The sequence below is a fragment of the Brevibacillus brevis genome, assembly GCF_001039275.2.
Lineage (GTDB): Bacteria > Bacillota > Bacilli > Brevibacillales > Brevibacillaceae > Brevibacillus > Brevibacillus brevis_C.
Genome location: NZ_CP030117.1, coordinates 4,237,406 through 4,263,919 on the forward strand (window position 1 = coordinate 4,237,406; position 26,514 = coordinate 4,263,919).

General features: G+C 46.6%; 28 protein-coding genes. 7 read left to right on the forward strand and 21 right to left on the reverse strand.

The window, feature by feature from the left end; translation table 11 throughout:
• Positions 1-3: 3 nt before the first annotated feature.
• The 6 genes from AB432_RS20400 to fmdA all read right to left on the reverse strand — a co-directional run bounded on the left by AB432_RS20400 (position 4) and on the right by fmdA (position 6,025).
• Positions 4-1,029, reverse strand: coding sequence for a FecCD family ABC transporter permease (locus tag AB432_RS20400; protein WP_048033841.1), 1,026 nt, complete (start codon positions 1,027-1,029; stop codon positions 4-6).
• The gene (locus AB432_RS20405; protein ID WP_048033842.1) at positions 1,029-2,066 is read right to left on the reverse strand and encodes a FecCD family ABC transporter permease; all 1,038 of its coding nucleotides are present in this window, start codon (positions 2,064-2,066) and stop codon (positions 1,029-1,031) included. Before AB432_RS20405 ends, AB432_RS20400 begins: the two co-directional genes overlap by 1 nt.
• Positions 2,041-2,634, reverse strand: a complete 594-nt coding sequence (locus tag AB432_RS20410) for a nitroreductase family protein (protein ID WP_048033843.1) — start codon at positions 2,632-2,634, stop codon at positions 2,041-2,043. Before AB432_RS20410 ends, AB432_RS20405 begins: the two co-directional genes overlap by 26 nt.
• A 32-nt stretch (positions 2,635-2,666) precedes the next feature.
• Positions 2,667-4,286: an AraC family transcriptional regulator gene (locus AB432_RS20415; protein ID WP_048033844.1), complete on the reverse strand. Its 1,620-nt coding sequence runs from the start codon at positions 4,284-4,286 to the stop codon at positions 2,667-2,669.
• 209 nt (positions 4,287-4,495) lie between these two features.
• Complete coding sequence (locus AB432_RS20420; protein ID WP_048033845.1) at positions 4,496-4,807, reverse strand: FmdB family zinc ribbon protein; 312 nt, start codon at positions 4,805-4,807, stop codon at positions 4,496-4,498.
• 36 nt (positions 4,808-4,843) lie between these two features.
• Positions 4,844-6,025, reverse strand: a complete 1,182-nt coding sequence (gene fmdA / locus AB432_RS20425) for a formamidase (protein ID WP_048033846.1) — start codon at positions 6,023-6,025, stop codon at positions 4,844-4,846.
• 563 nt (positions 6,026-6,588) lie between these two features.
• Between fmdA and AB432_RS20430 the strand changes: the two genes are divergently transcribed.
• Positions 6,589-7,830, forward strand: a complete 1,242-nt coding sequence (locus AB432_RS20430; RefSeq protein ID WP_235617512.1) for a sigma-54 interaction domain-containing protein — start codon at positions 6,589-6,591, stop codon at positions 7,828-7,830.
• A 55-nt stretch (positions 7,831-7,885) separates the two neighbouring features.
• Here the strand turns inward: AB432_RS20430 and AB432_RS20435 are convergent, their stop codons facing one another.
• The gene (locus tag AB432_RS20435; protein WP_048033848.1) at positions 7,886-8,803 is read right to left on the reverse strand and encodes a phosphotransferase; all 918 of its coding nucleotides are present in this window, start codon (positions 8,801-8,803) and stop codon (positions 7,886-7,888) included.
• Between the two features lie 52 nt (positions 8,804-8,855).
• The gene (locus tag AB432_RS20440; RefSeq protein ID WP_048033849.1) at positions 8,856-9,491 is read right to left on the reverse strand and encodes a helix-turn-helix transcriptional regulator; all 636 of its coding nucleotides are present in this window, start codon (positions 9,489-9,491) and stop codon (positions 8,856-8,858) included.
• Between the two features lie 220 nt (positions 9,492-9,711).
• Here AB432_RS20440 and murB point away from each other — a divergent pair, with 220 nt between their 5' ends.
• Both murB and AB432_RS20450 read left to right on the forward strand, forming a co-directional pair.
• On the forward strand, positions 9,712-10,614 hold the full coding sequence (murB, locus tag AB432_RS20445; RefSeq protein ID WP_048033850.1) for a UDP-N-acetylmuramate dehydrogenase: 903 nt from the start codon (positions 9,712-9,714) through the stop codon (positions 10,612-10,614).
• Between the two features lie 22 nt (positions 10,615-10,636).
• Complete coding sequence (locus tag AB432_RS20450) at positions 10,637-10,990, forward strand: HesB/IscA family protein (protein ID WP_048033851.1); 354 nt, start codon at positions 10,637-10,639, stop codon at positions 10,988-10,990.
• Between the two features lie 69 nt (positions 10,991-11,059).
• On the opposite strand, the gene AB432_RS20455 is transcribed toward AB432_RS20450, so the two are convergent.
• The 4 genes from AB432_RS20455 to AB432_RS20470 form a co-directional block, all read right to left on the reverse strand.
• Positions 11,060-13,081 carry an endonuclease MutS2 gene (locus tag AB432_RS20455; RefSeq protein ID WP_048033852.1) on the reverse strand — a complete coding sequence of 674 codons (2,022 nt, stop codon included), beginning with the start codon at positions 13,079-13,081 and terminating at the stop codon, positions 11,060-11,062.
• A gap of 363 nt (positions 13,082-13,444) precedes the next feature.
• Positions 13,445-13,915: a macro domain-containing protein gene (locus AB432_RS20460; RefSeq protein WP_048033853.1), complete on the reverse strand. Its 471-nt coding sequence runs from the start codon at positions 13,913-13,915 to the stop codon at positions 13,445-13,447.
• A 17-nt stretch (positions 13,916-13,932) separates the two neighbouring features.
• Positions 13,933-14,319 carry a hypothetical protein gene (locus tag AB432_RS20465; RefSeq protein ID WP_048033854.1) on the reverse strand — a complete coding sequence of 129 codons (387 nt, stop codon included), beginning with the start codon at positions 14,317-14,319 and terminating at the stop codon, positions 13,933-13,935.
• A gap of 23 nt (positions 14,320-14,342) precedes the next feature.
• The gene (locus AB432_RS20470; RefSeq protein WP_048033855.1) at positions 14,343-14,906 is read right to left on the reverse strand and encodes a putative glycolipid-binding domain-containing protein; all 564 of its coding nucleotides are present in this window, start codon (positions 14,904-14,906) and stop codon (positions 14,343-14,345) included.
• A 155-nt stretch (positions 14,907-15,061) separates the two neighbouring features.
• Between AB432_RS20470 and AB432_RS20475 the strand changes: the two genes are divergently transcribed.
• The gene (locus AB432_RS20475) at positions 15,062-16,522 is read left to right on the forward strand and encodes a flavin monoamine oxidase family protein (protein WP_048033856.1); all 1,461 of its coding nucleotides are present in this window, start codon (positions 15,062-15,064) and stop codon (positions 16,520-16,522) included.
• A gap of 62 nt (positions 16,523-16,584) precedes the next feature.
• On the opposite strand, the gene AB432_RS20480 is transcribed toward AB432_RS20475, so the two are convergent.
• From AB432_RS20480 to AB432_RS20490, 3 genes are all read right to left on the reverse strand, one after another.
• The gene (locus AB432_RS20480; protein WP_048033857.1) at positions 16,585-17,154 is read right to left on the reverse strand and encodes a GNAT family N-acetyltransferase; all 570 of its coding nucleotides are present in this window, start codon (positions 17,152-17,154) and stop codon (positions 16,585-16,587) included.
• A gap of 171 nt (positions 17,155-17,325) precedes the next feature.
• Positions 17,326-17,913, reverse strand: coding sequence for a DUF3238 domain-containing protein (locus AB432_RS20485; protein ID WP_048033858.1), 588 nt, complete (start codon positions 17,911-17,913; stop codon positions 17,326-17,328).
• Between the two features lie 30 nt (positions 17,914-17,943).
• A complete protein-coding gene (locus AB432_RS20490; RefSeq protein ID WP_048033859.1) occupies positions 17,944-18,417 on the reverse strand; it encodes a hypothetical protein in 474 nt (157 codons plus the stop codon).
• A 124-nt stretch (positions 18,418-18,541) separates the two neighbouring features.
• Between AB432_RS20490 and AB432_RS20495 the strand changes: the two genes are divergently transcribed.
• Complete coding sequence (locus AB432_RS20495; RefSeq protein ID WP_327375604.1) at positions 18,542-19,123, forward strand: AAA family ATPase; 582 nt, start codon at positions 18,542-18,544, stop codon at positions 19,121-19,123.
• An 81-nt stretch (positions 19,124-19,204) separates the two neighbouring features.
• Here the strand turns inward: AB432_RS20495 and AB432_RS20500 are convergent, their stop codons facing one another.
• The 3 genes from AB432_RS20500 to hutG form a co-directional block, all read right to left on the reverse strand.
• Positions 19,205-20,779, reverse strand: a complete 1,575-nt coding sequence (locus AB432_RS20500) for an FAD-dependent oxidoreductase (RefSeq protein WP_048033861.1) — start codon at positions 20,777-20,779, stop codon at positions 19,205-19,207.
• 460 nt (positions 20,780-21,239) lie between these two features.
• Entirely contained in the window at positions 21,240-22,427 is a 1,188-nt protein-coding gene (gltS, locus tag AB432_RS20505) for a sodium/glutamate symporter (protein WP_048033862.1), read from the reverse strand.
• Positions 22,428-22,439: 12 nt separating this feature from the next.
• Complete coding sequence (gene hutG, locus AB432_RS20510) at positions 22,440-23,408, reverse strand: formimidoylglutamase (protein ID WP_048033863.1); 969 nt, start codon at positions 23,406-23,408, stop codon at positions 22,440-22,442.
• Between the two features lie 110 nt (positions 23,409-23,518).
• On the opposite strand from hutG, the gene AB432_RS20515 reads away from it, so the two are divergent.
• The gene (locus AB432_RS20515; protein WP_048033864.1) at positions 23,519-24,409 is read left to right on the forward strand and encodes a LysR family transcriptional regulator; all 891 of its coding nucleotides are present in this window, start codon (positions 23,519-23,521) and stop codon (positions 24,407-24,409) included.
• A gap of 37 nt (positions 24,410-24,446) precedes the next feature.
• Here the strand turns inward: AB432_RS20515 and AB432_RS20520 are convergent, their stop codons facing one another.
• Positions 24,447-25,520 carry a hypothetical protein gene (locus AB432_RS20520; protein WP_235617513.1) on the reverse strand — a complete coding sequence of 358 codons (1,074 nt, stop codon included), beginning with the start codon at positions 25,518-25,520 and terminating at the stop codon, positions 24,447-24,449.
• A gap of 189 nt (positions 25,521-25,709) precedes the next feature.
• Between AB432_RS20520 and AB432_RS20525 the strand changes: the two genes are divergently transcribed.
• A complete protein-coding gene (locus AB432_RS20525; RefSeq protein ID WP_048033865.1) occupies positions 25,710-25,934 on the forward strand; it encodes a PLDc N-terminal domain-containing protein in 225 nt (74 codons plus the stop codon).
• A gap of 76 nt (positions 25,935-26,010) precedes the next feature.
• On the opposite strand, the gene AB432_RS31430 is transcribed toward AB432_RS20525, so the two are convergent.
• A complete protein-coding gene (locus AB432_RS31430; RefSeq protein ID WP_327378065.1) occupies positions 26,011-26,181 on the reverse strand; it encodes a hypothetical protein in 171 nt (56 codons plus the stop codon).
• A gap of 34 nt (positions 26,182-26,215) precedes the next feature.
• Positions 26,216-26,434, reverse strand: coding sequence for an acyltransferase domain-containing protein (locus AB432_RS20535; protein ID WP_048033866.1), 219 nt, complete (start codon positions 26,432-26,434; stop codon positions 26,216-26,218).
• Between the last annotated feature and the right edge of the window lie 80 nt (positions 26,435-26,514).

Here is a 26,514-nt window from a genome sequence, read left to right on the forward strand (position 1 = left end):
GTCTTACCCTTTTGTCCGGATTAACAAATACAGAAAATAAGGCCCCCCAATGAGGGAAATAACAATACCCGCTGGTACTTCTGTAGCCGGCATGATGCTTCGCCCTAACGTATCCCCGGCCAATACGAGCAATGAACCGACGAGCGCTGTAATGGGCAGCATGTATTGATGCTGGGGTCCGACCAATCTGCGCGCGATATGCGGGCCAAGCAAGCCAATGAAGCCTATGCCTCCGCCTGTCGCTACACTCGACGCAGCCAATCCAACCGCACCCGCCATCAAGGCCAGTCGCTCCCGTTGAAGAGATACGCCCAGACTTGCTGCAATCTGTTCGTTCATACTGAGCAGGTTCAGTACATTTGCCTTCCGATACACGTACGGCAGCAGGACCACCATCCACGGCAAAAGTGCCAGTACGAACTTCCAATTGGAACCCCACAACGATCCCATTTGCCAAGTGACGACAAACTCGAGGTTTCGCGGATTCAACTGAAGTGTCAAAATAATGCTGATGGCGCTAAGTCCCGCCCCTACTGCAATCCCTGTAAGCAAGAGACGGGTAGGAGATATGCCGTGCCCCTTCTTGTATGCAAGCATATAGATGATGGTTGCTGTGGCAGTGGCACCGATGAGTGCGAGGAACGGCATCAAAAAAGGCGGAGCCATGTTCGTCGCTGGATAAAGAGAGACGAACAACAATACGGCCAGTCCAGCACCTGAACTGATTCCAAGAATGCCGGGGTCAGACAGACCATTGCGAGAGATTCCTTGCAGAATCGCTCCCGATACAGCAAGCCCAGCCCCAACCATGACCGCAATTACCATCCGAGGAAGCCGTAGCTCAAACAGCACGAGATTCTGCTTTTTCGAGCCCTCTCCTAGTAACGTCTGCAATACCTCGAAAGGTCCAATACTGTACGGTCCCGTGTTCAAGCTCAGGACAAAACCGACAAGCAAAAGTACCGCGAAAAGAAGAATCAGTCGGACACTACGGCTTTTTCTTTTTTCGGAAAATAGATCGATGTCCACTACCACTCCCTCCTTTCCTTACGTGCCAGGTACAGGAAGAAAGGAACGCCGATAACGGCGATAATGGCGCCAAGCGGTGTCTCGTAGGGCATCGCTATCATTTTGGCTCCAATGTCCGCAAAAACAACCAAAACGCCTCCCATGACTGCCGAGCAAGGAATAATCCAGCGGTAATCAACCCCGACCAGAAAACGGACGATATGTGGGACGACGAGACCGACAAACCCAACACCACCAACCGTGGAGACTGAAGCACCTGCCAGCACCATGACGACAACCGCCGCCACCCCCTTCACCAGCCTGGTCTTTTGTCCGAGTCCCGCTGCGATCTCTTCTCCCAGACTCAAAATGGTAATGGAGCGAGAAAGGATCATGGCCACAATGATTCCTCCCACAATCCAGGGCATCATGACCGACACTTGGAACCACTCCGCTGTAGAGATTCCCCCTGCTGACCAAAATGCCAGATCGTAGTTGATCTGAAAGAGGAGGGAGATCGCCTGACTAATCCCTGATAGGATTGAGCTGACGATCGCCCCCGCCAACGCGAGCCGTAAAGGTGTCAAACCGTTTTTGGAAAAATAGGCCAGTCCATAAACAAGCCCTACCCCCAGACCCGCTCCCATAAAAGAAAAGAGAATGATAGACTCAAAAGGGAGTCCTGGTGCAAAAGCAAAAACGAGTACGAGCACGAATCCAGCTCCTGCATTAATGCCCATCAAGCCCGTATCGGCAATCGGATTTTTCGTAACCCCTTGCATGATGGCTCCCGCTACGGCAAAAGCAGCTCCTACCAGCGCTCCTGCCAAGGCACGTGGCATTCGCAGTGTTTGAATAATGACATGATGCTCGTTGCTAGAATCATAGTGAAAAATCGAGTTCCAAACAGTGGCAAACGAGATATTAGCCACTCCCGTGATAATGGATGAACCTAGCCCGAAAAGGATGGCGCAAATCCCGGCAACAATCAACACCGTCGCCATCCACGGTCTTGTTCGAAGCGAAGCATTTTTAGTGATCGGCTGCGACTGTGACATTTCCCTTCTTATCCTCCAGAGCAACGTTCGAATGAATCACGGTCAGCTTGTCGTTTGCAGCCGTTCTCGCTCGAGCTTCCGGGATCATCTCCGGAAAGCCAAGCTGAAGCATTCCTACGAGTTTTTCCTCCGCACGTACCCCTACCGCTTGTAAAAATCCTGCTTGATACGTGAACGGTTCCGTTTTCCAAACGACGCCCAATCCCCGCTCCCACGCCGCTAGTTGAAAGTTTTGAATCAACGTGCAGGCTGCCGCATAGTCCTCTTCCCGTTCTCTTTGCCGAGAGTCTTCGTTGACGATAACCAAAAGATATGCCGGGACGCGTAAAAGCAATTCTGGATCTCTTTTTTTCATGGCGTTTTGAAGAATGGCATCGACGACAACCCGCTTCCCTTCTTCCATATAAAGGACGAATCGCCAAGGCTCGCGCAGTCCGTGGTTAGGTGCCCAGACAGCTACATCCAGCAACTCACGAATCAATTCCAGTGGAATCGGGTCCGGCTTGAATTTCTTAATGGTTCTGCGGTCACGGATCGCTTGTGCAATCGGATACAATGATGACTCCATCTCGTTCCCTCCAACAATAGTGATACTCATTCTCAATTATTATCACAAACTTGTGGCCGCAAGAAAATTGAAGAACCTGATTCCTTTTTTGTACATTCCTGTGACTCTGCAAAATGTGTGAGCGCCTCTGATATGGCCTGCTCATGGCCGAGGGCGGAATAATGCAGCCATGGATATACCCCAGCTCGATGTACATTCCCTTTCAAACGATGCTTGCGTACATCCGTCCGAATTTTCCTTTCGTCGAAAAGCAGAATATGATCAGCCTGAAATTCATGAAGCTCATCCAGGCTCGCGATATCCAGAAAGGCAAAATGATCGGTTCCCACTGGCGGTCTCACCTGTAGGTCACCGTATAAAATATCAGAAATTTTCCGCCTTCTCGCACCAAATATACGGGCTCCACCATCCCAAGCCCTCACTGCCATAACGGTTTCATTCCCAATTTTTTCTCGAATACGCTCGCGGGCTGCAACTGCTTTCAAATCATAATAATAGAGCCAACTCGTCGCCACTTCTGCAATTCCCAGCATGGTAGCTACTTGCTGCAAATGATCCCGCCAGGTCGTTGTTTTAAAGGGAATGAGCTGTGTCGGTGCAATGGCTGCCAATTGTTCAAGCCAAGGTGCAACCTGATCTGTACCCACGATCAAATCCGGCTCCATCTGGCGCAGACGGTACAAGTCAAATTCCAGCGTGGCTGCGTCCATCTGGGAGTACGGCCTCTTTTGCCGATGCTTTTCCCAAACGGGGATCAGATGTTGGATCGAGATCCCCAATGCGAGCAGATCACCGATAATTGCTGGATGGAGAACGGCTATTTTCTTATGCAACGATTTCTTGTAGCGATAAGGGGGAACGCCAACGATCTTTTTAAACATGCGACTGAAATAGTACACATCCCGATAGCCAACTTCATTAGCTACCTCAGGAATTATCACGTCCTCCGCCACCAGAAGCTGACAGGCCTTCTCCATTCGTTTCCGATTGATGAATTGCAAGGGAGTAAGCGAGGTGTACTCCTTAAACTGCTGATAGAAAAGGGTCGGCGTCATCCCTGAGTAGCGAGCCATCTCCTCGATCTGAAAAGTCTCCTCACAATGCTGCTCCATATGTTCAGCGATCCCTTGAAGAAGTTGCTGACGATCTGTTTTTTTCTCTTGCTGCGTGATTCCAGCCATAATAGCTTGCCATAGCTTCCAAAAAAGAATTTGCATAGTTGCCTGATCGAAGTGATCTTTTCGCCATGCCAGATGCAATTGTTCGATGTGATGGTGAATCAAGGAGATGGTTTCGACATGGTGCTTCCCCTGGATCGGTAGCATCACTTCGTTTATGAGCCAGCCATCCCTTTCTTTTCTGGCATGAGCAGCAAAAAGCGCCACGTAACAAACATAGATGTTCTCCGTAATGGGCAAAAGGGCGAGCCCTTCCTGCATATCTTCTAGAGATATGACCATGAAATCTCCCTGATTAAGCATCCCTCCTGTCTTATCCGACCGAAACGACGCCCTGCCCTCTATTACCAAAATGATTATTTGTTCACTTCTATCTCTCGCTTCTGCAAGCTTCCATTCTTTTGAAATGGACAAAACTTGCACATCATTTACAGTGATGACATTCGGATCACTATATGTGTCTGTTTTTCCCATAACGAACTCCTCTTACATCATGATGTAGCAATCTATTGATAACAATTCTCATCAATTGTACGAAAGACTTGACAAAACTGCAATTCACTTGATTGTGAACAAGCAAAAAACGCCTAACGATCATCCAGATGACCGCTCGACGTTTTTCTCTTTCCACGTAAGCTATTCACATGACTCAACTGAATGAACGCCCTTTTCATCCACTCTGTTTAGTGTCCAACCATCCAAGGGCGTTTGCCCCCACGGCTGTGAGTATGCCCACGCTGTGCCTGACTACCGTGGTTATGGCTGCACCCTGCTCCTTCATGGGAATGCGAATGCTTCCGTACCACTTTTGGTTCCACGCCACGCTCGATACGTTGTCGCAGCGCTTGCGGTGTCATGATCAATCCTGGTGCAGAAAACATACGCTTTGATAGCTGCTGGCAATCGGGGCAAGCAACGCTATCTGTCAGCTCGCTTATCTTCAGCCACTGTACAAATGGACCACATTCCTCGCACATGTAATCGTATCTCGGCATCGTATTTGGCTCCCTCTTTCGCGGTCTTTTTCTTGGCTACTTCGGTAAAATATCTCGGTCAAAAATGCTTGTCGGGATTGATAAGGTGCAGCATGCGTTCGGAATATCGACGATCCCCGCAATTCTTCCCTCCACCGGTGCCGTTCCCAGCAGCATGTACGCCTGCTCCCCTGTGAAGCCCATCGCTGTTTTCAAATACTCGATGGCATTCAGGCATGCATTGCGGTAAGCGACATGCGCATCCATGTACAACTGCTGCCCTGTCGTCTCATGGACAGAAATTCCTTCGAAAACGAGGTATTCCGTATAGCGGGGCTCTACTGGACCCGGCTTGAATACTGGGTTGTTCACGATGTTATACTTCGCCATCCCGCCCTTGATGACGTCGACCTGAAGATCCAGCCAACCAGCCATTTCAATTCCGCCGCAGAAGGTCACTTCTCCGTCTCCTTGTGAAAAATGCAAATCGCCCATGGACAGTTTCGCTCCCTTTACATAAACCGGGAAGTAAATGCGAGTGCCTTTGGACAAGTTTTTAATATCGCAGTTTCCGCCATGTTCGCGAGGGGGGACCGTTCGAGCCGCTTCTCTGGCAATCCGGTCAAACTCGGCTCCTGTTAGACTGCCCAACACGGCACTGTGCGGGGTCGGCAAATTCGCGAGTGGAGGCATTCGCTCAGGATTTGTCGCTACGAGGTCGCTTTCTCTTCGATTCCAGCGATCCAATAGTTGGTGGGAAGGTGCGGTACCTATCAAGCCCGGATGAAGAATGCCAGCAAATTTGACACCTGGCAAATGGCGAGAGGTCGTGTAAATGCCGTGGAAGTCCCAGATCGACTTGGCCGCTTGTGAATAATGATCGACGAGGAAGCTCCCTCCGTTTTCCTTGGCGAAAATCCCGTTAAAGCCCCATTCCGATTGGGGGAGTGCCCCGATATCGAGAATATCGACAACCAAGAGGTCGCCTGGTTCTGCTCCATTCACCCAGACAGGTCCACTGAGCACATGGACGCGATTGAGATTGACATCGCGAATGTCGGAAGGGTCATCGTTGTTAGCGATCTGCCCGTCCGTCCAGTCCTTACATTCCATGCGGAAAACAGCTCCTGGATTCACGGAAACGGTTGCAGGAATGTCTGGGTGCCATCTGTTGTGACCAGGTGTATCCTGCTCCTCCATCGGTTTGTTCAAGTCAACTCGAAATAAAACTTCTGGCATGCTGCTTCCCCCTCACTTGTTCAAAATGGCGTATGCCGTACATTCACAAAAAGAAGCAATTGACATGCCAATGCTTGCTGGTCCCGATAAAAATTTGATGATATCGATTCTTTTGGCTATTTTCTCCTGTATACTTATTAGAAAGAGCTTGTCGCAAAACAGGTCATGCAGTTAATCTGCCCTTGACCGGAAAAGCCCCTCATCTCTTGTATCGCTTTCGTCATTGTGTGTCGTTTGTTTCACGCTTCCTTGTCGGACACCTGTCCCACGATCGAACAAACAAACTATAACCAAGAAAGGGTGCGAGAACGATTTTTGAAGCCGGCACGCTGCTCTCGTCTTTCGATTCTTCCTCCGTTATCGAGCGTTCCCATCATCGCGCGATCTCTCATGCTGTCTTTCATTCTCTCTATCAGCATTTACAGGCCTCTGCGAATCTTTCACCCTACGAATTTTCTCTGATCAGGGATGCGCTAATCCATTTGCTACAAAATGGCTCTTTGCCACTTTTCCCGCTATCCTTTTCCACTACGCGACGTTCTTCTGCACTCCAAACTGATCATGTGATTCCAACTCTCGTGCATGCATCCCATTCTGTTCCCAATTGGAAGAGTCTTCTTTTCGCATGGGCGGAAAACAGCCAAGAATGCCTAATCGCCGTAAGCGACGATCGTGTTGTGCTGTTTGCTAACAAACGGGCAAAAGAACGATTTTCGTTAGTTGAAGGCCTTGTCCTGGAGGCGGATTGGGAACAAGAACGCTTAACCAATTGGTACCTCGAGGATCTCGATCTGGGGGAAAAGACGTGGTATCGCCTCTTTTTTATTCGCCCATGTACGTCAACTTTGTCAAAGAATACTAGCAGCTATTCGTTTCCAGAGATTCATACGAGTAGTCCCCTCTATCAAGCCCAACTACATACAGCGCGTATCGCTGCACAATCTCTATCGAATACGTTATTGCTCGGAGAAACAGGCTGTGGTAAAGAAGTCCTGGCACGTGCCATCCACTCCTCCAGTTCACGAAAAGACGGTCCATTTCTTGCAGTCAATATCGCAGCACTTCCGCGTGAACTGATCGCCAGTGAGCTATTTGGATATACAGAAGGAGCTTTTACGGGAGCAAAAAAAGGAGGACAACCGGGAAAATTTGAAGCAGCAAATGGAGGAACGCTCTTTCTCGATGAAATCGGGGAAATGAGTATGGAGCTACAAGTACTTTTGCTTCGCGTCCTCGAAGAACGCAAAGTAACGAGATTGGGCTCTCACGAAGAAAAGTCATTGGACATTCGGATTATCGCTGCCACCAATCGTTCCATTGAGGAAGAAGTACGAAATGGGCAGTTTCGTGCAGACCTTTACTACAGACTCAATGTCCTGCAAATACGCATCCCTCCCCTGCGCGAACGCAAGGAAGATATTGCAACCTTGGCTGACGAATTCCTCCAGCAGCTTCATACCCAATACGCTGGTGGTCCGACAGGCATTTGTGAATCTGCCCTGGCAATCTTGCAGCAGCATTCATGGCCCGGAAATATTCGTGAGCTGCGCAATATCGTGGAGCGAGCTTTTTTACATGCGTTCGGTGATTCGTGGGTTACCTCTCACCATCTTCCGAGCGAATGGCAGCAGCAGTATGGACTGCAAGAAGCATCCGGTGAACCTTTGCCATTATTGCGCGAATTAGAGAGACAGACGATCCAGCAAGCCATCACTCAAGCTCCGTCCATCAGCGCTGCTGCCAAAAAGCTAGGAATTGCGCGAAGCACCCTGTACCGAAAAATGGAAGAGTTAGGAATCGGATAAGCAAATCGGGGGATGAGCGTAAGCAGCTTGTCCCCCGAAGCAGTTTACCGATTCCCTATTCGTCAGCGAGTGCTCGCCTTATCGTCATTCTTGCTTCCTCAGCCAATTCCTCGTCATTATGATCAATAGCTTGCATCCAAAGTAGCATCGGAATGTACACCGCCATCATCCTGGCCAATATTTTTGTCTCTTCATCCACTTCTCCATACGCTTGAAAAAATGACTGGCGGGCTTGTGGCGGTAAAAAACTGTAGGCCACATTTAAATCCGCTCCCGGGTGACCCACATTGAGATCTCCCCAGTCAATGATGCCTGATATATGCCCAGCTTCATCTACCAGCATATTTTTCACATGCAAGTCTCCATGCAGAAGCACTTCACACGGATTTATTCGGTCGATCACGACTTGCCCTAAGTAATTCGCAATCGCATCCCGATCCTCTTTAGAAATATGTACAGTTAAGCTAGACAAGAATGTCCGCATCTTTTCTTTTCTCTGTGCAATGTCCAGCAGGTTCCTGTGATCATGTTCGATCCCGTTCTCGCGGGCACGCTCGGGCGGAAACGCGTGCAAACTTTTTAAAAACGTCGCAAGTGCCACTGCCGATGAAATACGCTGCTCGTCGGTCAAGCCTTTCGGAAACGTTCCCGGAACATACGTGTACCCCAAAAAAGGGAATGGATAGTCTTCGTTTGGTTCCCCATAAAAAATTGGCTTCGGATACGGTATCGTCAGGAATGCCGCGAGCATCGGCAGCAGCACTCCTTCCTTTTTGATCAATTCAACAGCGACATTCCGCCTGGGAAAACGAAAAACATATTCGTCCCCCACTCGAAAAACCACGTTATCCCAACCACAGCCGATCAGCTTGATGGGCATAGAAGATAGCTGCGGAAACTGACGGAAAATGAGTGCGCGTGCCAATGGCTCAGATACTTCCCAGTCAGCATCCCATGGATTCGAGTTGGTCATTATTTTCGTTCCCTCCCATTTGTCGTTTCATCTGCCATGATGATGCTTGCAGCTACGATTGCGTAGCACGGATCTGATAGACACATTTCTTTCCGCCGATTGCTACACATTCCGTCCGTTCTACGCTCGTCTGGAGTAACGCTCGGTAACAATCAAGCTCTCTTGCACAGATCATCTGATACCGATCCGCTACTTTAAAATAGGGGCAATTGTACTGCGTGATCACATATTCCTCATCACTGACCTGTTCCCATCTCGCCATAAATCCGTTGTCATCTTGGATGCGTGCCATCTCTGCCACCTTTGCAGATAGCGCTTTTCCTTCCATTTGTCCCTCGTATTTCTGGATAATCTTCTCTTGCTGTCTTGCGAAAAATTGATCCACTCGGTCTACCCCGTCTGCCAGCACGATATGCTCTATCAAGTCCACGGCCAGTTGCCCGTAATCATTCGGAAATTGTTCGTTACCTTGCTGTGTCAACGAGTAGTAGTGCATCGGTCTTCCTGCTTTTTGACGGCCTACTCTACACACAACAAAACCGTCTTTTTCCAAGTAGATCATTTGCCTGCTGACAGCTACCTTTGTGAGCTCCAGCCTGTTTTGCAAATCCTTTGTGCTGAGCTCCCCTTCCCTTTTCAGCAACAATAGAATGTATTCACGTGTTGATAGATGTCTATATCTCTCCATTTTCTCTTCGCCCCTTTATTGGAAAAGAACGATACGCTCACAGTATATGTCCTTTGTATAACTAATTCAACAAACATGTTTATAAAGTGACATTCTTTGTCCATCGTGAGACCTTCGTAACTGTAATTTATTAAACATTTTAGTTGAGTATATATAAAATAGTGCCTATACTGTGATTGTAGTGCAAGGTGCTTTTTTCCAAGAAGGATAGGTGAAACGAATGAAACCTGTATTCTCCCTTCTCCGTGAACGACAAGTTGAAGTGACTTATCAGGAGTCTTTGGCGGCACATACTACCTGGAAAATTGGCGGACCTGCGGATTTACTGATTACGCCGAGCAGTAAATCCCAGCTGATCATGGTCCTACAAATACTGAATGAACATCACGTCCCATGGATGGTGCTGGGAAAGGGCTCCAACCTTTTAGTCACAGACAAGGGTTATCGTGGCGCAGTCATTACATTAAACAAGGCTTTGGACTATGCCCGAATCGTAGGCAATCAGATTTACGCAGGGGCCGCCTACTCCTTGATCAAGCTTGCAGCATTAGCAAACAAGCACAGGCTCAGTGGCTTGGAGTTCGCAGGCGGAATACCCGGGTCTGTCGGCGGTGCTGTGTATATGAATGCAGGCGCGAACGGATCAGATATATCGGACATTTTCCATTCAGCAGAAGTGATCACGCAAACGGGAGCCATTCGCTCCTTGCGTGCTGTAGATTTGGATTTTTCTTATCGCTACTCTTCCTTGCAAGAGACTGATGTCATTATCACGGAAGCCGTTTTGGAGCTGACTCCGTGCGACAGCGAAAGCATCAAGCTTCAGTGGAACATGTATAAAGAAAAACGTTTAAAAACACAGCCACTGCCGTTTGACTGTGCGGGCAGTGTATTCAAAAATCCCCCAGGCCATTTTGCCGCAAAGCTCATTGAAGATGCAGGCCTAAAGGGCATGCGGTACGGAGGCGCGGAAGTATCGAGCAAACATGCCAATTTTATTATGAATACCGGTACTGCCACCGCACTTGATGTATCGACACTCATGAAACAGATTCAGGAAAAGGTTCACAGCCAATCAGGGATTCTCCTTGTACCTGAGGTTGTGATCGTTGGTGAACAGTAAGCATAAAAAGGGAGGTCTTACGATGATTCAAATTAGCGAAGCTGCCGTCACTCGCATTCAACATATGCTCGAACAAGAAAGCTCTTCTCTCTTCATTCGTTTTGGGGTGAAGGACGGAGGGTGCTCCGGAATGACCTACGGACTCGGTTTTGATGATACATATCAAGAAGGCGACACCACAATTGAGATGGATGGTGTGAAGCTGGTCGTCAATCCGGAAAGCTATCCGTATGTCGATGGCGTCGAAATCGATTACAAAGAGACTGGAATGATGGGTGGATTTACGATCCAAAACCCGAATGCAATCGCAACCTGCGGCTGTGGAAGTAGCTTCCGTACAGCCCTACATCGAGGGAAAAGAGAAAAGTGTGAGTAAATCATGATTCCAATCAACACCAAAAAGCCGATTCTCTCTTAGAGAAAATCGGCTTTTTGCCTATACTCATCACTCCTCCCGCTTCGTCTCGATCGATAATCCTTCGACATGCTTGCGACTCATCATTTTACGCTTCTTCCGGTTCTCTTTTGTCTCGAAAACGATGTCCATGTCATAATCGGCCGGATACAGTTCTTTGCCCTCAATATGCAAGGCGAGGCGCTTTCTGTTGATTTTATATTTCTGATTTTGAATCATGACGCCAACGATACCTTTGGAGTCCTCCGCAGCAAACACAATGCCGGTTCTCCCCAGATAGGAAATGAATACACAATCACCAACAGCAAATGGTTTGTCTCGCTCAGGCGTGGCTGGTGTATCTGCTGCTTTTTCGGAGATCCCCTGTGAAGGTTGCTCACGCCTCTCCGCTTCTCCTTCTACTGCCACTTCCACTTCTTCCGACTTTTCTATTACCCGTGTCTCCACGTATTGAGGAGCCTCATTCTCTTCCTGCTCGACGGCTTGGTATTGTTCCAGCCTTTCTGCAGTGGAAGTCGTAGTTGTGAATCCATTCCGAGTAATTTCCCGTGAACGCTGAATCATCTCAGACGGGATACCCAGCTTCAGTGCGATCAGAAATGCGTAGCTCTGGCCAGCTTCTCCGATTCGCAAACGATACAGTGGCTGCAAGGTCTCCTCGTCGAATTCCATTCGTGCATTTTGGAACCCGGCAGTTGCGGAGGCAAAATTTTTGATTTCGTTGAAATGTGTATTCACAATCACCGTCGCGCCTCTTCGGTGCAGCTCCTCCAAAATTGCAATCGACAGGGCGACACCTTCTCCTGGATCTGTACCGGTAGCCATCTCATCAATCAGAACAAGGGTCGAGGCATCAGTGATTTGTAAGATTTCCAGGACATTATGAATATGCGCGGAAAACGTGCTTAACGCTTGCTCGATGCTTTGACCATCCCCAATATCTACCGCGATGCTGCGGAAAATAGCAAAGCGACTGCCTTCCTGTACAGGTACGAGCAAACCCGACTGCACCATCATGGTTAAAAGCCCGATGGTTTTCAACGTCAATGTTTTCCCGCCTGTATTGGGCCCTGTAATAATAAGCGATTTGTATTCTCGACCAATCTTCATATGCAGCGGCACCATTTTCGGACCGAGTAGCGGATGCCGTGCTTCTTTGACATCGATGATCCCTTTTTCGTTTAGTTCGACATTCGCACCTCCGATTGCCAATGCGTACTTCGCTTTCGCGAAAAGGAAGTCATACATCCCAACAGTCTCGACATTCACGGTGAGTTCATGCGTATATTCTTCTGCGAACGCGGATAATTGCATCAGTACTTTGGTTACTTCGCGTTCTTCCTCTGCCTTGAGTGCTGTGAGTTCATACTGTACGGTGCTGATCTCCGTCGGTTCCATATAGACGGTTTGACCGCTCGCCGATTCATCTAAAACACTACCAGCCACTTGCTTGCGATGCTCTTTTTTGATAGGGATGACATAACGTCCATTGCGTGTACTAATGACATTTTCTTGCATGATCGAACGATATTTGTTCATGATGGAATCCAGTTGTCTTTTCAGGCGCTCTTCAAATACGATAATCCGTTTACGCACCTTCAACAGGTCTTTGCTGGCGGAATCGACAACTTGCCCATGACGAATGCATTGTTCAATTTCGTTCTTCAATTTTGTGGCGTCGTACATCGATGCTGCATAGCTGCTTACGCGTGGCGCCAATTGTGCTTTTGTCGCCATGTACTTCATGAGCTGTGCGCAACTCGTAAGGAACAGGTACAGATTTGTAAAATCGTTTACCCCAAATACATATCCCGTCCCCAAGAGAGAAAGGATCTTCTCCATCCCTTCCAGCGCAGGAATCGGTACACTAGCTCCATTTTGCAGGATGTTCTTGGCTTCTGCTGTTTCGTCCAACTTGCTTCGCACTACTTTGACAGAGTCCAGCGGCATCATTTGTTCTACATGCTTTTTCCCTGCGTACGATAAAGCGTATTCCATTACCTTTTCTTTGATTTTGTCGTATTCGAGACGCTGTAATGCTTTTTCATTCATGACTGATTTCTCCTTTTTTATGAAAAATAAAAAAGGGCGAAGAATGAACAAATGTCATTCTCCGCCCTTTTTTTGGGATACCTAAACAAAACGCAACCAAATAAAAAACCGCGCTGAACACAGCACGGATTTTGGGCGCAATGATAGGGTTTTCACCTAAGGCATTGTATGATATCCGTTGTTCTTAACTAATTCCAAGGCCGATTATCACCCAGCACAAAAAAACTTTGCTTCATGGCAAAATTTTCGAATGATGAATCAAGACCTTTCATATGGAATTGCTTTAGTTAAGAACGACCGCCGACATCAACATCTCTCCCTAGATATGGTTCTCTCCACTATAGCGCATGTGATCCTCTGCCGTCAATCCGCTTCGAATTTGTACACCTTCACGCCATACCCATCAAAAATATCGTCAAGCTGTTTTCTTACCACATCCCAGTCCCCGCCTGCTAAACCGCAGCCAATCCCGTATGGAATGGCAATGGTCAGATTTTCTTTTTTCGCGAGGGAGAGAACTTCTTCCAACCCTTTTTGCAGCATGTCATATTTCGTGTACACTCCTTTTTTTCCATAACCGAGCTGTGCGAAAAGGTTGGCCATGTACTTCCCTTCCCCAACCTGGCAAAGCTGTACTTGTCCAAGGAGGTCTCCCCGTGCATCCGCATACTGCTCGCAATGCCGTTTGTATTCTGTATAAACGCTTGGGTATTTGGCTCTTATTTGCTTGGCAAGCCCTGCTCCCATCACACCCATGCAGTTGACCTGCTGCACGATGATATTTTCCGTAGCTTCCAAAATGTTGCCTGACACGACTTGTACCCATTCACTCATGGCATTCACTCCCTTCCTTATACTACATGCAGGGCTTTCTTTTTACGCCTTAAGAAACGCAGACAAACAAAATAAAGCAAAGATGCAGCTACACCCAGGACATAAAACTTGAGAAGCAGCTTAAAGGTATGCGTAACGATTAAGAAAAGCATCATGGTTGCAATGATTCCAGCCACGATGTACAGTAGCGTTTCTAGTAGGAAAAGGAGACTTCCCTTGTTCCATGGTAATCGCTTCATGACCCAATCAATGGCGAGAGATTGCGGAATCCCTAACAAAAACACCGTCGGGAACGTAAACATCGCAACGAGAAGAACTGAGGATCGATCCTGAAAATACAGAAGTGCAATCCCAAATGTAAATAAAAAACTGGCCAGTATCCCCGCAATAAACCTTTCAGCCATGCTCGACAATCACTCCTTGCTCCCTACACCTGCTCACGAATAAACAGGTCTGGATAGTTCAGAACCAACCCACTTGTATCGACCGTGATATTCTCCACGAATGTTCCTGCCCGGTATTGATAGACAGAAGAGCCCCCATTGCTTTCGAGCAATGTATATTGCTGTTGCACTTGTCTGTACGTCAGCTCATGGGCTGAGAAATAGGCTACTTGGATAGACTGTGGCTCCCCTGGAGAATACGACAAACGGCGGATCGGCAGTGTATTCGTGAAAGGCGTACAAGAAATATCGATATCGATACAGCCAAAGAGCTCGGGAATGGGCTCACCCACCTCGTTCGTCCAATTTCCCTTGCCATCCGATGAGAGATGCAAAGCTCCTTCTTCACCCATGATTGCTAGTGAAACCTCTCGCGTGACCCAATTTGAATCAAGGACAATTTCATATTGTATTCTTGTTAGGGTGGCGTCATCCAGCCTCCTGATCACCATGCTATTTACGTGAATTCGGTTCGAGCCCTCCCGTATTCTCAAGTGCTCATATCCGACACCTGTCGTTGGTTTCCAGATAACATTCGCTGGTAACATGCAAACCCCTCCGATCATTTGTTCCCCTTTTCTCCATCCTATCATTTCTTGGATGAAAATGGTAGGGTCCTGTATGATCGGCTTACTCAACGCATACCTGGGTCATCCACGGAATAGGATTATAGTACCGGAAAATAATGGAAAGGGGACGTTTGATGGATAATCCCTCCTTCTCCTTAACACAACCTGACATGCTGTCCATTATTCGCAATGGTCTCCCACGAACGCACTCTCCCCTCAATATCATCATCATCGGGGCGGGGATTGCTGGTCTTGTTTCTGCCTCCTTGCTAAAAGCAGCGGGACACAACGTAACGATTTTGGAAGCTGCGGACAGGATAGGCGGCAGAGTTTACACATTGCGCTCTCCTTTTACCCACGGCCATTATCTAGAAGCTGGCGCCATGCGTATTCCTCACACGCACGAACTTACCCTGGCATACGTGAAGAAATTCTCCCTTCCCCTTCATCCATTTATCAACAACTCTCCGAACGACATCATCTCAATAAATGGCATCAAAACAAGGCGTTGGATCTATCAACGCGATCCCGGCATCCTCCGCTTCCCTGTAGCGCCACATGAAAAAGGCCGTACTTTCCATGAATTAGCCGGGCAAGCCATTCGTCCTGTCATTGACTTCATCAAACTCAATCCTGCGACGAACTGGCCCATCATTGTTCAAAAATATGATCGTTTTTCCATGGATCAATTTTTGCGCTTCAATCCTGTTGGCCCTTCCTTATCCGCCCCCGCTATCGATATGATCAAGGTCATGACTGGCTTCGAGGGATTCCCTGAGCTCGCCTTTCCCGAAATTTTACGAGACTTCATCCTGTTCGATCCTTCTACACGTTTTTACGAAATAGCAGGGGGATTTGACCAGCTACCACAGGCATTTCTCCCCATATTACAGGACAATATATACTTCCGGCATAAAATGACGCGAATCGTCCAGACGGGAAATCAAATTACCATTTCTGGCGTACGTACCGACACAGACGAACTGTTCCAGATGACCGGTGACATTGCGATTATTACCATCCCTTTTACCGTTTTGCAGTTTGTTCAGGTTGAACCGTACGATCTGTTTTCCTATCAAAAATGGAAAGCCATTCGTCAACTCCACTATGTTTCCTCATCCAAAATAGGCATCCAGTTTTCTCAGCGCTTCTGGGAAGCACAGGGAATAAGGCACGGACAAACCGTAACGGATACGCCTATTCGCCTCTCCTACTTTCCCAACCACGGGTTTGATCAGCCTGGGGGTGTCGTATTGGTCAGTTACACATGGGAGGATGATGACCTTCCGTGGCTCAGCATGTCGAAAGAAGAACAAGTGATGCAAGCCGTAAAGCATCTGGCTAGCATTCATGGGGAGCAGGTGTACACTACCTTCGTTACGGGGATCACACATAATTGGGCATTGCAGCCTCATGCTGCTGGTGCCTTTGCCTTGTTCAAGCCGTTGCAGGAGACGGAATTAACTCCCTACATTGGTGCGCCGGAAGGAAGAATTTATTTTGCGGGGGAGCACACCTCGAATGAACATCACGGCTGGATTCAAGGGGCGATTGAATCTGCTTTGCGAGTGGCTGTAGAGGTGGGGAGAAAATGAGCGGGGGTCTGTACGATGAAAGATTCCGTACAATCCCCCGCCTCTTATCGACTACGATTCTTTTACGAATTCAACTCATATTCTTTTCGAAGCAGCGCCAGCTTCACAAGATCAATGTACATCCCATTTTCAAATTCCGTTTCTCGATGGATTCCTTCCACTTGAAAGCCAAATTTTTGGAGCAAATGGATGGAGGCCGTATTTCGGGTATCTGCGTCTGCTTCTATTCTGTTTAGATGCATATCCGTAAACCCGTACGCGATAATGGGCCGCAATGCTTCCGACATGATCCCCTTATTCCACCACAAAAAATTCAGATCATATCCAATCTCCGCTTTGTTATGTACAGCATGATAATTTTTGTAGCCGCAGCTACCAAGAAATTTTCCAGTGGAACGATCCGTGACCGCCCATCTGAGTCCCTGTTTTTGTTCAAACAAGTCTCGATACCATCGAAGTTCATTTTCAGCATCTGCTATCGATTGAAACCTCGCGATCCCTACATATCTCGCCACATCTTCATGTGACAACACTTCAAAAATATCTTCTATGTCTTGTTGATCAGGCCGTCGAAGAATCAATCTGTCTGTTTCGATGAGTGGGAATTGATTGAACATAGTCGGATTCCTCACGATAAGAACCTCCTCGCAAACGTAGGATGGGAGATGTTTGATGCCTGCTCCCTTTCATCATCTTGTGAATGATATGGTTTATGATCAAAAGAAGCAATATCTCGAATTGCTGAACTTGCTTGTGCGTTGCTCCTCCTCTTTCCGAGGACCAGAACGATCGCAGCAGTCTGTCTACAGTATCTTACGAAAGTGATATTCCATCTCTCCAGCCAGTGCTGCCAGAGTATCACCTGTTTCGCGGAAATCATGAGTATAAATCGTTTCAAACGGCCCAAAATCTGCTTGCTTATAAAATTCAAAGCAAGGGAAGCCATCATGCGCTCCTTCGATCTGTACAAAACCATCCCTTTTCGCCGTTACCGATAATAAGTAGTCAACTGGAGGCGCATGGTCATTCAGGGGATTGCTCGCACTTGCGCTCATTTCAAAGCTCACTTCTTCATCCGATTTCCATACCATGTTCCTGCACAGAATACCCTCAGTACTCGCTTTTCCATTTCGCAAATGAATCGAGCCATCTGGATTCGTGATCTTCTCTGTTGTGATTCCCGTGTTCTGATAAGTAAACATTTCTTTTTTCATAAAGTCTACGACAACCTCTTGCTCGACTCTGGACCGCATGGCGTTAACAGCATACGGGGTAAATTCACGTGAATCGCCTTCGAATTGAATGATTTTTCCTGTTTGCGGATCAGTCCTCGGTTCCGTCCATGACAAGGGGATAAATACACTCGCTCTGATTTTGATCAAGTTCACCATACCTTGGCACCTCCATGTGTGATTGTTCTTCTAAGACAAATATGTCATGTTTTGCTGAGGAACGAACTCCATGCAGATAGCTTCAAATTCTTTGCAATCAGCCAAATTGGACAGATTCATGGGGGCTTGTATCCTTTCTACGCCCATCTTCGGATTCACCAATAAATAATAAGCCATGAGTAACGCTTTTCTACAATGATCCTGATTTGGTTCACGCACGAGTAGCTCACAGATGATAGCTGTTCTCTTATCCTCGTCATATTGTAAGGCGAGATGGTAGTCCCAAAATGGTATGGAGCTTTTACTCCCAGCAGAACAAACAATAGGGAAACGCGCATGTACAAATTGATTGATGATCTCATGTACATCATCCGTGCTTACCTTCTTCATTTCGTTGTCAACGCAGCTTATTCCTTGATGAATGACCTGATGATATGACACATTCAATAGATGCTCCCGAAATTTCTCTATTAATTCCCCACGCAAAAAAATAGGACCTATCATGATAAAGTATCCCCTCATTTTCTTAATCGCGTTACAATGACCGCCATGTTATGATTTTAAAATACGAGAATTATCCAAGGATTACCACATAAGAATTCACATAAAATCGCATGAGTAAGGTGGGATGATGATGTTGCAAGAGAATGCCAATCTTTACGCTCCAGACAGATCTATTTTTCTCGTTACGGGGATTATGGCTTCTGGAAAATCAACAGTAGCCCAGTTACTTGCTGAAAAGCTGACTCGGGGCGTTCATCTGCGTGGTGATTCGTTCCGACGAATGATTGTAAATGGCAGAGAAGAATATATGCCTGAACCGTCAGAAGAAGCCATTCGTCAATTACGGTTGCGCTACAAAATAGCAGCCTCTACGGCAGACACTTTTTTTGAAGAAGGATTTAATGTCGTTGTACAGGATGTTGTGATCGGCCCCTTTTTGGGTGAATTTGTTGAAATGATTCGGAATCGTCCGTTTTATGTTGTCGTACTCACGCCTAATGAAAAAACGATTGAAGAGAGAGAAGCTTCCCGTTCCAAAACAGGGTATGGGGCTTGGACGATTCCCCACCTCAATAAAATCTTGCAGACCGAAACGCCAAAGCTCGGCATGTGGATCGATTCTTCCGAGCAGACACCTCAGGAAACTGTCGAGGAAATCTTGCGGCTTGCTTATCGAAAGCCCCCTCGTGTCACTCCGTTGCCTTGAAGTTGGTTGATCTTTCTCTCATCATAAAAAAAACTGAGTTCGGTGAAATCCCGAACTCAGGCAACCAGATCGTCTAACTTCTTACACTGCGTACATGGTTGGCCAGAAGTACTCTACGCCTTCCGCGTACAAGAACGCTTGGAACTTTTTCAGCTCATCAGGAGTATTTCGGACAGCGCGTGGAGTCAGGCCATATTGTAAGCAATACGCTGTCAAATAACCAACTACTTCACCGACGTTCCACTCTACTGGGTGGAGACGGAAGCATCCATTTGTAATATGGGTAACCCCAAGATTTTTGCCCGCTGGCAGCAGGTTATTTACACGCACAGGGATTAAGCTGCCCAACGGAATTTGGAACGGATAGGTAGACACATCGACGTAATTGCGGTTTGCAGTGCTTGGATGCAGGTCGATTCGGTAGCTGCCGACCCCAACGGAATCATGGAAGGCTTCTGCTTTGCCTGTATTGCGGACAAATGCACTCACATGTTGCTCCAATACGGTGAATTCGGCTTTGATCCGGCGGGATTCGCGAATATACGGATACATCGCCAGTCCATCCTCTGTTCCCACTACATCCTTGCGCAGGCGCAGTCCTGGATACCCTTGTCCACCATCTGGGCGAGGAGCCTCTGTTTGCATCCAATACAGAAGGGAGAGACTCAGTTGTTTACCACCGTAGAGGTGACGCTGACGCTCTTCCTCTGGCACATCAATGATCGAGCCCAGCCAGTAATCATTTTGCGGCCAGTTTACGAGCGATACGCCACTCTTGTACAAACCGGTTTGGAAGTTTTTCGGGTCAGCAACCTGACGATACGTGAAGAGCGGGAAATATTTAGTACCTGGGAATAGCTCATATCGTACTGATTCAGCAGTATTTCGTGGATTGGAGCCTGTCCAGCTGAGCAGCTTGTCCGGCCAGAAATCTGCTTTGTAGTTTCGCCAGAAGTCATACGTTTCCGGCTTGGCAATCGTATGATCTTCTCCCTCCAAATAGTCCATGGCAAAGACATACGTAAACGCCTGAATATCATTTGGCTGCGGCGGCCCGACAACAGCATTTGGCTCTCCTGTTTGATCGACTGATTCAGCGCCAAGTACGTATTCTACGCCGGCTTGCGGGAGTACATCTCCACATTCTGTCGCATCCAAGAAATAAGGTGCTACCAGTTCATGAAAATCATGATGCTTCCGATCTTCAACTGTGATCGACAGTACGTTATCGCCAGCCATGCGAACGGCATGCAGCTTGTGATTCGTCAGAATAGTAAGTCTACCACTATTAATATAAGGAGCAAGCATCTGATAAAAAACAGCGAGCGCTACTTTTGGTTCGTGGCATAGGCGACTTACGGAACCGTTACCAGGGTCAAGATTTGGGATGACACGTGCTTCTGCCGTCATTGGATAATGGTTACGGTAATAGTCACGCACGCTGTCACGGAATGTGCGATAGCTTCGCGTGCAACCAAACTGTTCAATCCATGGATGCTCATCTGGCGGTACCGCTTGGCTCGTAAATTGACCGCCAATCCAGTCGGTTTCTTCCGTCATAATGACTGATTTTCCTGATTTTGCTGCTGCCAGTGCTGCTGCGCAGCCACCAGTACCTCCCCCAATGATTACCACATCAGCATGAAGTTCTCTCATTCTTCTTCCCTCCACATTTTCCGCTTTTTGTTTGTTTCTGCCAATTAATACGCAAGAAATGACAATACGTTACAATTTTCGCAAAAAAAACTAAATTTTTTATCCATTAGCATCTACTTGTGCAAACCTTGACTCTCTGCATCAGTGCCTCAAATTTACTTAAGAGTTGCTGCCCCTTTTCATCCCCTTCCTGCTGTCTCTAGCCAAGCCAGCATTCCACATCTCCCCCCTGAAATACATATTTTTGGGTGAGATTATCTTTGCAAAGCTCCTTAAAAACAAGAACACACGTTCTTGTTTAAATATATACGAACACAACACGAACAGTCAAGAAATCATTTCCTTTTCTTTCTATTATTTGTAAAACACTAAGCCATAGAGAGCATTCAGAAGTGAATGTAAGCACAAAAAATCCCTCCAGCTAGACTATCTCCAGCATGAAGGGATTTTTGAATCGTCTTTATTTAAACAAATTAATCGTGGTAATAATGATCGGCATCGCGAACACATCAATCAGGAAGGCACCTACGATTGGAACGACCAGGTATGCTTTTCGCGAAGGACCAAATCTTCCCGTTACTGCCGCCATATTCGCCATTGCGTTTGGAGTAGCCCCCAGACCATGTCCTGTAAAGCCTGCCACCATGACTGCGGCGTCGTAGTTTTTGCCAAGCAAACGGAACAGGACGAAAATGCCAAACAAAACGATGAATACTACTTGAACAAAGACGATCACGAGCATTGGAAGCGCAAGATCGGCAACTTCCCACAGCTTGATGCTCATCAGTGCCATGGACAGGAAAATTCCTAGCGTAACGTCACTGATCAGGTTAATACTCTTCATGTCGATTGCCTTTGGACTGAGCTTATCTACGATGTTACGAACAATCACCGCTACAAACATCGCTCCCACATAACCTGGCAAAACAAATCCGGTTGCAGTCGAGAACAACTCTCCCAAATACGTTCCCAATGCCATACAGAATGTAATCAACAGGACTTGGATGAAGAAGGTATTCGAGTGAATCGGTTGTCCTTTTTCTTCTACTGTCTCTACTACTTCTTCGGTTTCCGTCGGCTTCAGATCGTATTTGGCAACTAAATATTTCACAGTCGGTCCGCCAACCAAGCCCCCTGCTACAAGGCCAAAAGTAGCTGCTGCGATCCCAATCGCCAACGCAGATTGAATGCCCATATCCTCAAGCGTTTGTCCAAAAGCGCCAGCAGCTCCATGTCCACCTTCCATGGAAACAGCCCCTGCCATCATTCCGATCAATGGATGAATGCCGAACACGGAAGCCAAAGACACACCGATTACGTTTTGTGCCAAAGCCAGAAATCCACAGGCGATCCAGTAAATAACGAGCAGCTTACCACCAAGCTTGATCAGCTTAAAGCTCGCTCCCAATCCAACAGTAGTAAAGAACGTGAGCATGAACAAGCTTTGCAAGGAAGTATCCAATGTAATTTGTAAAATTCCGGTCGCTTTCAAAGCCGTTGCAATGATAGCGAACAACAAGCCCCCAACAACTGGTGCCGGGATACAAAACTTTTGCAAGAAACTAGCCTTTTTTACGAGGAATGTACCTAATACGAGAAGTGCTACTGCGAGAAAAATCGTCGTTACTTGATTAAGTGCTAACGTCATAGTTGTCTCCCCTTAGTTGTTCTCTAGTAATCCCATGATGGCTTCATTCGTCAAGTAAGCACCTAACTTTACTGTTCTGCCGTTTTCATCTAAGATCGGGTTCACTTCACAAATATCAAAAGAAAGCGTTTTCTTATGAGCGGCAACGATACGTATCAAAGTGCGGACAACCATTGGTGTTAAGCCAAAAGGAGATGGAGCACTTACTCCCGGTGCAAAAGCTGCGTTTAAAACGTCCGTACATAGCGTTAGCATGACATGATCGTGTTTTTCGATGAATTCGCTTACAGATAAAGTAATTTCATCCATTCGTGCGTCTGTCATCTCTTCTTCATACACATAACGGACACCGAGCTCATCTGCTTTATCAAATAGCTCCTGCGTATTTCCGAAACGCTGAATCCCTAACACAAAATAGCTACTGTTTTTGTCATGTTCTAGTATTTGCCGAAACATCGTCCCCGATGAAGGCTGAACTTCATAGGATCGCAAATCGAAATGAGCGTCAATATTGATAATGCCCAGAGAAGCCTCTTTTCCAATATGCTTTCGGACACCGACGTAATGTCCATACAATGTCTCATGGCCTCCACCTAAAATAATGGGCGTCATGGCTTTGGAAAAGATGGCAGAGACGGCATTACCCAACTCTTCCTGGGCAGCTTCTAGCTCTTCGTTTGGACAAGCAACATTCCCCACATCAACAATCCGTTTTCCTTCCTCCACCTTCCAAGGAAGGCTTGCAAGCGCTTGCCGAATTGTGTTTGGAGCTTTGCCTGCACCTAATCGTCCTTGATTACGCCTCACTCCCTCTTCACATTCAAACCCAATGATAGCGACTGTGCGATCCTTGGCAACTTGCAATGTATCCAAGTCCGTTATTTCTACAATCTGATGATAGCGAAAACTGCTTCGTCTCTCCGTATGGTCAGTCCGGCCGGTCCACAAATCTGCTGATATACTCTTTGGCAAGCTATTCATCCTTTCTGAACCTTTTGTTTATTGATTATATAATGACAAACTTATTATTTCTAATATATAATTTAAATAAATTGATAGCTTCAAGCTATAAATAGAGGCAGGCGATCCAGTTGGACATCAAACATTTGCACTATTTTGTGACAGTTTGCGATCAGTTGAGCTACTCCAAAGCCGCACAAAAACTGCATATTTCACAGCCTTCCTTAAGTAACGCGATCAAAAATCTGGAGCAAGAAGTCGGCTCTCCACTGCTCGAGAGAAACACAAGAAAAATGGAATTAACGGATGCTGGTAAAATTTTGTATCAGAAATCGTTGCTGCTTCTTTTCCAAATGAACATGTTGAAAAAAGAGATGGAAGAAGTAAAGCTGACTGGCAGCGGAGATCTCATCATTGGCATCATTGAGTCCGTGAAGCACTGGATTCCAAAAGTCATTCGCGGATATCAGGGGCGTTTTCCCTCTATTAACATCAAGCTAATCGAGGTGCTGAGCGGGAAAGCTGTCAAAGAATCACTGCGGAAGTATCATACGCATTTACTCATAACCAACCAATTTATCGATGAAGAAGATATCGAATCATTTCCCCTGTATGATGAGCGGTTAATGCTGGTGCTACACAAAGATCATCCATTGGCGGAAAAGGATTCGGTTCGGTTGAAAGATTTGACTAGTGAGCCATTCATCATTAGTACAGAGGGATTTCAGACGAGGGAGGATATTTTAACCGCCTTTTCGTTTGAACAAGTCCACCCCCAAATCAAATTTGAGATTGAGCGATTTGAAACTGCGTTAACGCTAGTGAGGGAGAATCTGGGGGTAACGATTATTCCGGAGAACTATTTGTCTGGATCAACAGATGCTTCGCTTGTTCGGAAAACGATTGATTCGCCTGCGTTGGAACGGACGGTTTATTTGGCGTATATGAAAAGTCGTTATTTGGCCCCGGCGGTGCAGGCTTTTTTAGAGGAGGTTCGGGGGAAGTTTCCTTCCAAAACATAGCCAAAACCCTCTACATCACATAGAGGGTTTTGGGTTCCTACTTCTGAGGAATCGTCACCGTTAACTCTTCTTCCGTATTCTTCTGATAATCTTTTTTCTGGTATAGGAGTTCGGTTTCACTCTTCCATTCGAGTGGGAAGTAGTCCGTGTGATCATCGGCTTGAAGCAGCTTTTTCTGCTTCATGGTAGCCAAATCATACAGCCACATGTCTTCTGTCTCTTCGTCTTCCATCCCGTATTTTTCTTTAGCAACTCTCCCACTTAATAAAGAAAAAGCTGCCCATTTCGAATCTGGTGAGAAACGGAATTGGTAAATATACGAGAAAGGCTCACTCATTTTATCGGTTGCTACCTGATAGATTTGTCCGCCGCGATGTCTGCTCGTTCCTGTATCCAATAAGAGATACGCAGAATCGGGAGACCATGTAAAGAAATAGCGGTCGATGACAGCCTCTTTTATTGGGGAGGGAGAATCGTTGCCAACCTTCCAAATGTATGCCTGACCATCTTCAGTAGTTCCCTTATAATAGGCGACTGCTTGAAAGTTCGGCGACCATTTGGCGTGAAATGTATCTTCGCTTGTATACAGCTTCTGCTCGATCTTGTCCATTTGCTGCCATGTTTCCGGACTCACCTGTATACTTTCAGCCTCCAAGGTTGGCTGTGGATAAGTAGCGGGATCAAAAAGATGATAGAAATACTTCAAGCCATCTTCTCCAAGTACTTTTACATGGTGAGTCGAAGGTTCATAGTAGCGGGCATTTCCGCGATCCCCGTCCTTGTCGGGTAGGTAAAATGTGTATTCATCCTCTTTCCACGCCCCCTGATAGGTTCCCCCTTTCACTTTTTCTATTTCACGGATTTTATTGAGTACTTGATAAGGAGACAGAGGTTCTTTTTGTTGTTCTTCCACTGGTTGGTTGGTAGGTGCTGTTGTGTTTGGACTAGAGGCTGGAATCGGTTCAGGTGTTGGTTCTTTCCCTGTTTCTTGATTTGGTGTAACGGATGGAGTAGGGCTTGGTTTTGCTATGGTCTCTGTTGTTTTTCCGGTGTTCTCCGATGTGATCGGTTTGGTCGTTTCCTGTTGACATCCAGCTATCAAAGCGACCATGCAGAGCATCGACATATTTTGTTCGAAGCTTTTCTCAATGGTTAAGCGCCTCCAAGGATGGTAAGAAGTTGAAATAATACATTCCAATTATACCAATTTTTATAGGCATAGAATAAATCCATTACACAATTCTCTCATCTTTATATATAATTGGGAAAGTCTTGAAAACATTCAAAAGCAGGTGATCCTTTGGTTCAAGTAGGCGATGCTCCCTCTACCTTTTTTGTGTTCCTCCCGCTCCTTCTCATCTTATTTTTAAACGTGATTAATATTGTCATCAGTATTTGGGCATACCGTGATGCGAGGAGACGTGGGAATAGCAAGGAGTTCTCCATCATTGTGCTTATTGCGTTATTGTTTTTTCCGATTATTGGGTTGATTGTTTATTTAGTGATTCGGAAAGATAAGTATTGAAAAGTAAGGAATTCTATTTTCCTTACTTTTTTGTTTTCTAGGAAAGCCAAACCTGTCGCAACCATTCGGTTAGGAGCTATGCTTTTCGATAAAAAAAGCAGTCAAATCCACCGATTGAGATGTCAGAATAGCACCTGATCATTTCTGTTAGTATCACCTTTGCCTCCAGTCTGGATAATGGTGCGCCCATGTATAGGTGGCAGCCCTTTCCAAATGATAACTGCTTATTGCTATTAGGTCGCTGGATATCGAATTGATCTTCCTGTGCAAAGGTATTTTCATCACGATTGGCATAACCGAGCCATACAAGCTAATGGCAAATAATCCGCCCCAAGCATGAAAGCGACCGCAGCAACTTCAGGAGTTCCAATGGAATGTACCTTTTCATCTAACCTAAGCATCCATTTGCGAAATACCGGATTCTGATCAAAAAGGTCTTTCCCCCTCTGATCGTACTGAGACCCCTGTCCAGAAAACAGAAACACAACAGGCTTTTCCATGTATGGTGCCCCCCTTTTATATATGAAAGGTTTTTATAAAGAAAACTCCCCACAGCCTGGTCATTTGACCGCTTGTGGGG